The sequence below is a fragment of the Roseateles rivi genome (assembly GCF_043555845.1).
GTDB lineage: Bacteria > Pseudomonadota > Gammaproteobacteria > Burkholderiales > Burkholderiaceae_C > Roseateles > Roseateles rivi.
This window is the reverse complement of sequence record NZ_JBIGHZ010000003.1, coordinates 608684-615863: the sequence shown is the minus strand read 5'-3', so window position 1 is coordinate 615863 and position 7180 is coordinate 608684. Positions and strand designations below refer to the sequence as shown.

Genomic DNA, 7180 nt, shown 5'->3' with positions numbered 1-7180 from the left:
ATCCCGAACAGGACCGTGAAACGACTCAGCGCCGATGATAGTGCGGATTCCCGTGTGAAAGTAGGTCATCGTCAGGCTAATATCCCCAAACGCCCGGTCTAATACGATCGGGCGTTTTGCTTTTGGGCGAAGGAATATTCGTATCCGCCCAGCTAAATATTTGTGGAACTTTGGGCGGATATTCCGCAAGCTTATTGCGAGGACGCCAGCGTGCAGGTTTGCGTGGGGTCTTGCGTGCATGGGCCGCGCCAGCGGAGTTTGGTGGCAGCGGCAGGGGCCAGCGGCAGTGTCCAGCTTTGTTGACCCGAACGGCTCGGTTGTACGGCGCCCAGTTCAATCCAGCTGTCAGTGATGGCGTATTCGAGCGCATATTTGCGGCCTGGGATCAGGCTGCGGGCGCTGAGTCGGTATTGATAGCCGACGACCTCGAGCTTGGGTTGATCCGGCCAGGGGCGGGCCAGGGGTTCGCCGACGAACAGGCCTTGGCCGGGGTTTTTGACGGACTTCCAATAGGCCTCGATCAAGCTGGCTCCGCGGTAGTACTGGTCCAGCAGGGTCGGTGCGTGAGCGAACTTCCCAGGGAAATTGCAAGGCTCTTCCACGGTGCCGTAGGTGGCGGTCAGACCTGCGTCCAGCCACTCCCAAACGCTGGTTTGTCCATTGGCACTAGGCAATAAGCCGCCGTAGGAGGTGAGGTTGTCGCCGATGGCGCCGGGGAGATAGCGGTTTTCTTTCAGTGCGGTGACGAAGGGAATGCCGGTGATGTGAACCAGCACGTCTTGGCGTCCGCTGAGCTGGTTGCTGGCTTTGCCGTTCATATTGTTGACTTGCACCACATTCAGGCGCCCGGCCCACGCCGAGGGCAGTCCGGCGTAATCGGGGTATCGGGTGTTGCGTTCGGTGTCGTCAGTGGCCACGAGATAGGCCGTGCCTGTGGGCAGGCTGCCGTCGGCAGCAACGCCGCGGGCGATGAGGGTTTTGGCCTCTTCAATGGTGCGGGCGCCGAGCAGCATGGCCGGGCGCCAGCCCAGTTCGTCAAAGGGGCGGCGGACTTCGGTGGCGAAATAGTCCGAACGTCGGGTATCGATGCACCAATCGTTTTCCATGCAGGCATTGGCGTCATAGCCCCAGGCCATGGCGCTGGTGATGCCCATGGCGCAGCGAGCGCCCTTGACGCGCGACGGTGCGCTCCAGGTGATGAGGCTGGCTTGCACGTTGGCCGGCATTTGCGCGTCGATGCGGGCTTTGATGGCCGCGAACGCGTCGGCGCCGATCTCGTGTTTGTTGGTGGCGATCTTGACGCGGATGATGTTGCTGTCTGGCACGCCGCGTTGGGCCTGATATTCAGCGGCCACAGCCTCGGACAGCGGGTCGCCCTCGGCGACGATCAGCGCCAGATCTTGGCTTTTGAGCCCTGCTGCGGGCAGTTGCAGGCTCAGTTGCATGTTGACCGGCTCTGCCGGGGGAGCGGGTTCGCTGCTGCTGCCTCCGCCACCACCACAGGCGCTCAATGCCAGCGCAAGCAGTGGGGTGCCAAGACGCAGTGAAGTCAGGTGGGTTTGCTGCTGCATACAGAAGAGAAACTCCCACGGTCAGGCGATATTGCGGTGCGCACGCGGTGGGTGCTTGTGCGCAAGCCGCACAGTTTGCCTCTGACTTGGCGTCGTGAATGAATGAGTGTGTCAACCGCACTGCATGTGCTTCACGGGTGGTGCAAATTTTTTCAGCGGAAGTCGCGGCTGTCGGTGCGCAATTGGCCCAGCAGTGGGGAGAGGTCTTCGAAACGCTGGGCCAGCAGGTGGCGTACGCCGCCGTCGCCCAACTGCCAGCATCCGCGTGCGGCCAGCAGCCGGGCTTGGCGCAGCAGGCTGCGGTGTTGCTCGTAGATGGCGGCCCAGACGATGACTTGCACGCTGCCGTGCTCGTCTTCGAGCGAGATGAAGAGTGTGCCTTTGGCGGTTTGCGGGCGCTGGCGCACGGTGACCAGCCCACACGCACCCACGCGTGCGCCGTCGCGTGCACGCATGAGTTGCGCGCTGCTGCGCAGGCCACGGCTTTGCAGCTCGCCGCGCAGCAGGGCCAGCGGATGGCGGCGCAGCGTCAAGCCGGTGGCGGCGTAGTCCCACACCACGGCTTCGCCTTCGCTAGCCAGGGGCAGGACGAGCTGGGCTTCGGCCGGGGCGTTGCCTTCGAGCAGGTCGCGCTGGCGGCGCACAGCGCTGGCTTGCCAGACTTGCTGGCGGCGGTGGCCGGCCACGCTGCTGAGGGCATCGGCGGCGGCGAGCTGTTGCAGCTCCTGCTGGCCCAGGCCACCGCGGCGCGCCAGATCTTGCACATCGGTGAAGGGGCCGTGCTCGCGCGCGTTCACGATGGCGGCCATGGCCTGGCGCGACAGGCCTTGCACCAGGCGCAGGCCCAGGCGCAGCGCGGGCTGGCCCGGGTCGCCCGCAGGCCAGCCGGGCAGGGCTTGGGCGTGCAGCCCATCGTCGGCGCTGCGCGGCTCCAGCGTGCAGTCGATGTCGCTGTGGTTCACATCCACGGCGCGCACGCACACGCCGTGGCGCCTGGCGTCTTGCACCAGCTGCGCCGGGGTGTAGAAGCCCAGGGGCTGGGCGTTGAGCAGCGCGGCGGTGAAGATGGCGGGCTCGTGGCACTTCATCCAGCTCGACACATAGGTCAGCAGCGCAAAGCTCGCGGCGTGCGATTCGGGAAAGCCGTAGGAGGCAAAGCCTTTGATCTGGCGAAAGATGGCCTCGGCAAAGCTGTCTTCGTAGCCGCGCTCGCGCATGCCTTGCACGATGCGTGCGTAAAAGCGCTCCAGGTCGCCAGGGCGCTTCCAGGCTGCCATGGCGCGGCGCAGCTGGTCGGCCTCACCCGCGCTGAAGCCTGCGGCAATCATGGCCACTTGCATCACCTGCTCTTGAAAAATCGGCACGCCATAGGTGCGCGAGAGCGCAGCCTCCAGCCCCTTGGGGTAGCGGATGAGTTCGGGCTGGGCGCGTGCTTGCAAATAGGGGTGGACCATGCCGCCTTCGATGGGGCCGGGGCGCACGATGGCCACCTCCACCACCAGGTCGTAGAAGTGGCGCGGGCGCAGGCGCGGCAGCATGCTCATCTGCGCGCGGCTTTCGATCTGGAACACGCCGATGGTGTCGGCGGCGCAGATCATGTCGTAGGTGGCCGCATCGCCCTCGGGAATGTCTGAAAGGCGCAGGGCCTGAGCGCGCCACTGGCGGTAAAAGGCCAGCGAGCGGCGCAGGCAGCTCAGCATGCCCAGGGCCAGCACGTCGACCTTCATCAGGCCCACGCTGTCGAGATCGTCTTTGTCCCACTCGATGACGGTGCGCTCGGGCATGGCGGCGTTTTGAATTGGCACCAGGCGCGAGAGCGGTCCGCGTGTGAGCACAAAGCCGCCCACATGCTGGCTGAGGTGGCGCGGCTGCCCCAGCAGCTGGCGCGCCAGGGCCACGAGCTGGCGCAGGCGCGGGTCTTCCGGGCTCAGGCCGAGTTCCTGCTGCAGCTGTGCCCAGCGCGCCTCGGGCAGCACTTCGCTGGACCAGTGGCTGTGCTCGCGCGCCAGGCGCTGCACCAGGGTTTCGTCCAGCCCCAAGGCCTTGCCCACCTCGTTGAGCGCGCTGCGCGGGCGGTAGCTGATGACGGTGGCCGCCAGCGCGGCGCGTTCCCGCCCGTATTTGTTGTAGAGGTACTGGATGACTTCTTCGCGGCGCTCGTGCTCGAAGTCCACGTCGATGTCGGGCGGCTCCTGGCGCTCGCGACTGATGAAGCGCTCAAACAGCAGGTGGCTGCGCGCGGGGTCCACCTCGGTGATGTGCAGGCAGTAGCAAACCACGCTGTTGGCCGCCGAGCCACGGCCTTGGCAGAGGATGTCGCGCGAGCGCGCGAAGCGCACGATGTCGGCCACGGTGAGGAAGTAGTGCTCGTAGCGCAGCTCTTCGATGAGGGCCAGTTCGTGGTCGATTTGCGCTTGCCAGCGCGGGGGCACGCCTGAGGGCCAGCGCTGGCGCGCGCCGCTCTGGCACAGCGTGCGCAGGTGCGCGATGGCGCTGCAGTGCGCGGGCACCAGCTCCTCGGGGTAGTGGTAGCGCAGCTCGTCCAGCGTGAAGTGGCATTGCTGCGCCACGGCCAGGGTTTGATCCAGCAGCTCGCGCGGGTAGAGCTGGGCCAGGCGCAGGCGGCTGCGCAGGTGTTGCTCGGCGTGTGCGGCCAGGGCCAGGCCGCATTGCGCCACGGGCCGGCCCAGGCGGATGGCTGTGAGCACGTCTTGCAGCGGCTTGCGGGCGCGGCGGTGCATGAGCACATCGCCCGCTGCGGCCAGGGGCAGGGCGGTGGCGGTGCTGAGGGCTTGCAGGCGCTGCAGCCAGAGCTCGTCGTCCAGCTGCAGCAGCCGGCACGCCAACAGCCAGGCGCGGCCGCGGGCATGGCTCAGCAGCCACTGTGCTTGGGCGTGCAGGGCCTCGTCGCTGCTGCGGCGCTGGGGCAGCAGCAAGAGCACGCAGTCGTCCAGCGCCCCCACGCCCAGCAGCCCATCGAGCTCTTGCCAGGAGAGTCGGTACTGGCCCTTGGTGGCCGAGGCGCGGCGCAGCCGCGTGATGCACTGGCACAGATGGCCCCAGCCCTGCATATTGCGCGCCAGCACCACCAGCTCGAAGGCCGGTGTGGGGGCTGTGGGCGTGGCGGTGTCGTCCCACACCGCCAGGCGCGTGCCCAGCAGCAGCTGCAGCGGTGCGGCGCTGAGGCCCAGCTCTTGCTGCAGGCGCTGCAGCGCGCTGTGGGCGCGCACCACGCCGGCCACGCTGCATTCGTCGGCCAGCGCCAGGGCGCGGTAGCCCAGGGCGTGGGCGCGCAGCACCAGCTCTTCGGGGCTGGAGGCGGCTTGCAAAAAACTGAAGCTGGAGCGGCACAGCAGCTCGGCGTAGTCGGGCAGCGGGTTCATGGCGGTTCACCCAAAAATGCCGTGCAAATACCAGCGCGCGCTGGCCTCGGGGGCGCTGCTGCGGCGCGGGCGTTCGCGGTAGAGCCACAGCAGCGCGCCACTGGCGCTGGCAAAGAGGTAGTAGTCGCGCTGCACGCTGGGGGCTTGGTCCCACCAGCCCGTTTCCATGCGCTGTGGGCCCGCCAGCTGCTGCAGCGGCCCGTGGTGCAGGGGTTGGTCGGCCCGGCTGGCCAGCGGTAGGGGTGGGCGCAGCAGCCAGCTTGGGCGCGGCAACCATGGCGGTGGGGTGCTGGCTGTGCGGCGTGCGGGCAGGTGGGTGCAGGGCTCCCAGCGCACGGCGCATTCCAGGCGGTGGTCGTCGCAGGACTGGGCGCGGCGCAGCCGTTCGGGGCCCACGCGCAGGCTCAGGCGTTCGAGCAGCTGGTGCAGAGCTTCGCGCGGGGCCTCGCGCTGATCGGGCGTGCCCAGCAGCAGAGCCAGCGGCGCGCTGCTGAGCGGCTCGGGGGCGGCGCTGCGCAGGCCCAGCTCGGCCACCGGCGCATTCAGCTGCAGGCGCTGCAGCTGCTCTTTGAGGAGGCGGCCCCAGTGCAGGGCATCGCGGCTGGGCTCGGCCGTGGCCAGACGCAGCTGCCCGCCTGGGCCGATGTCGCGCGCACGCATGGCGTCGTGGCGCCAGCACAGCTCAAACTCGCGCAGACCGCCTTGGCGCGCACCCAGCCACAGGCACAGCTGCTGCAGTAGCGCCTGGGCGTGGGGCAGCAGGGCCAGGGCGTTGTCCACGCGCCAGGGCAGCTCCAGCCAGTGCTCGAAATGCTCGGCCGCTTGCTCCCAGCGCAGGGGCAAGGGGTGTTCGCCGTAGAGCTGTGCCAGGGCCTGCAGCAAGTCCGGGCCAAAGCGCCGTGCCACGCCGGCACGGGGCAGGGCGCGCAGCTGCCCGAGCCGTCGCAGCCCCAGCCGGGCGAGCATGGGCAGGTGGGGGCGCGCCGCACTGAGCGCGTGCAGCGGCAGCGCGTCGAGCACCGGCTCCAGCGGGCCACGCAGGCCTTGCGCCACCTGGCAGCGCGCCAGCGCCAGCGCCGCCAGTGCGTGCGGCGCCCAGGCCAGTCGGGCGCCGTGCAGCAAGCGTGCCTCGGCCTGCAGGCGCTGGTGCACCCGCCGCAGGCCGCCAAACAGGCGCAGGCTGCTGCGCAGCTCCAGCAGCAAGCCTTCCTCCAGCCAGGCCACGCGCGGCGTGTACTGCAGCGCCCACCAGCTCCAGGCCTCTCGGGCGTGGGTGGGCTGCGCAGTCTGCGGCTCTGGCGTGGGCAGCACGGCCAGCCAGACTTCAGCGCGCGGCACTGGCGTGGGCGCGGCGGGCGTCAACACGGGGCTGGGCCAGGGGTGCTGGCGTGGGCGGAGGCGCAGTGGCTGCGCCTTGCTGACGCGGGCTGAGCTGCTGCTGCAGCGCACCAGGCCAGGCTTGCAGCCAGAGGGGCTGGGCGCAGGGCGGCCCACGGCGTTTGAGCAGCTGCAGCTGCAGCATGCCCGGGCCGGCACAGGCCAGGCTCAGGCGCAGCGGTGCGGGCGAGGACTGCGCCGCGCAGCCGAGCGGGCGCAGCACAAAGGCTGGGCTGCTGCAGTGCTGCGCGGCCGCTTGCAGGCGGCGCAGCTGCGCGGCATCGGCCCGCTCCAGCCAGGCCACCACCACCACGGCGTTGGAGGCCAGGGCCTGCTCGGCGCTCCACAGCGCTTGCGCCACGCTGCTGGGCTGCAGCCACAGCAGTTCGCGCTCGCCCAAACCCGGCAAGGCGTGGGGCTCATGCGGTGGGTTGATCAACAGCAGCGGCTTGCTGCCAGACCCGCCCGAGGAGGCCGCCAGCGCCGGGGCCAGCAAGCGCAGCTCCGCCTCGCCGGGCTGGGCCTGCAGCAGCTCGCTCAAGGCCTGCGTGGGCCAACCGCCGCCGGGCAGCTCGGCATCCAGTGCAGCAAAGCCGCTGGGCCAGCAGGGCTGGGTGCTGTGCCCCAAATGCGCGGCGCGCCACAAGCCGCTGTGCTGCGCCAGCAGGGCTTGGGTGTTGAGCGCGCGCAGGCGCGGTGAGGGCGTGGGAAGGTGAGGGGACAGCATGGCGCAACGGCTCGGCCTGGGCAGCTCGGAGAGGCATGATAACTGTACAAAAACACAGTGTCACGCCGGGCTGACCGAACGGCATACTGGCGGCCCTTTGCCACGAATACTCAACAGGACGA

At 69.0% G+C, this 7180-nt stretch carries 4 protein-coding genes; all 4 read right to left on the bottom strand.

Annotation, left to right across the window (positions count from 1 at the left end):
* Window positions 1–191 precede the first annotated feature (191 nt).
* The 4 genes from ACG0Z6_RS10165 to imuA all read right to left on the bottom strand — a co-directional run bounded on the left by ACG0Z6_RS10165 (window position 192) and on the right by imuA (window position 7058).
* Window positions 192–1445 carry a TIGR03790 family protein gene (locus ACG0Z6_RS10165; RefSeq protein WP_394460977.1) on the bottom strand — a complete coding sequence of 418 codons (1254 nt, stop codon included), beginning with the start codon at window positions 1443–1445 and terminating at the stop codon, window positions 192–194.
* Window positions 1446–1723: 278 nt separating this feature from the next.
* Window positions 1724–4954, bottom strand: coding sequence for an error-prone DNA polymerase (locus ACG0Z6_RS10160; protein ID WP_394460975.1), 3231 nt, complete (start codon window positions 4952–4954; stop codon window positions 1724–1726).
* Between the two features lie 6 nt (window positions 4955–4960).
* A complete protein-coding gene (locus ACG0Z6_RS10155; protein ID WP_394460973.1) occupies window positions 4961–6319 on the bottom strand; it encodes a DNA polymerase Y subunit UmuC family protein in 1359 nt (452 codons plus the stop codon).
* On the bottom strand, window positions 6279–7058 hold the full coding sequence (imuA, locus tag ACG0Z6_RS10150; protein ID WP_394460971.1) for a translesion DNA synthesis-associated protein ImuA: 780 nt from the start codon (window positions 7056–7058) through the stop codon (window positions 6279–6281). Before imuA ends, ACG0Z6_RS10155 begins: the two co-directional genes overlap by 41 nt.
* Window positions 7059–7180: the final 122 nt, after the last annotated feature.

Coding starts and splice junctions, on each gene's coding strand:
- imuA (WP_394460971.1), bottom strand. CDS start 7,058: ATGCTGTCCCCTCACCTTCCCACGCCCTCACCGCGCCTGCGCGCGCTC.
- ACG0Z6_RS10160 (WP_394460975.1), bottom strand. CDS start 4,954: ATGAACCCGCTGCCCGACTACGCCGAGCTGCTGTGCCGCTCCAGCTTC.
- ACG0Z6_RS10165 (WP_394460977.1), bottom strand. CDS start 1,445: ATGCAACTGAGCCTGCAACTGCCCGCAGCAGGGCTCAAAAGCCAAGAT.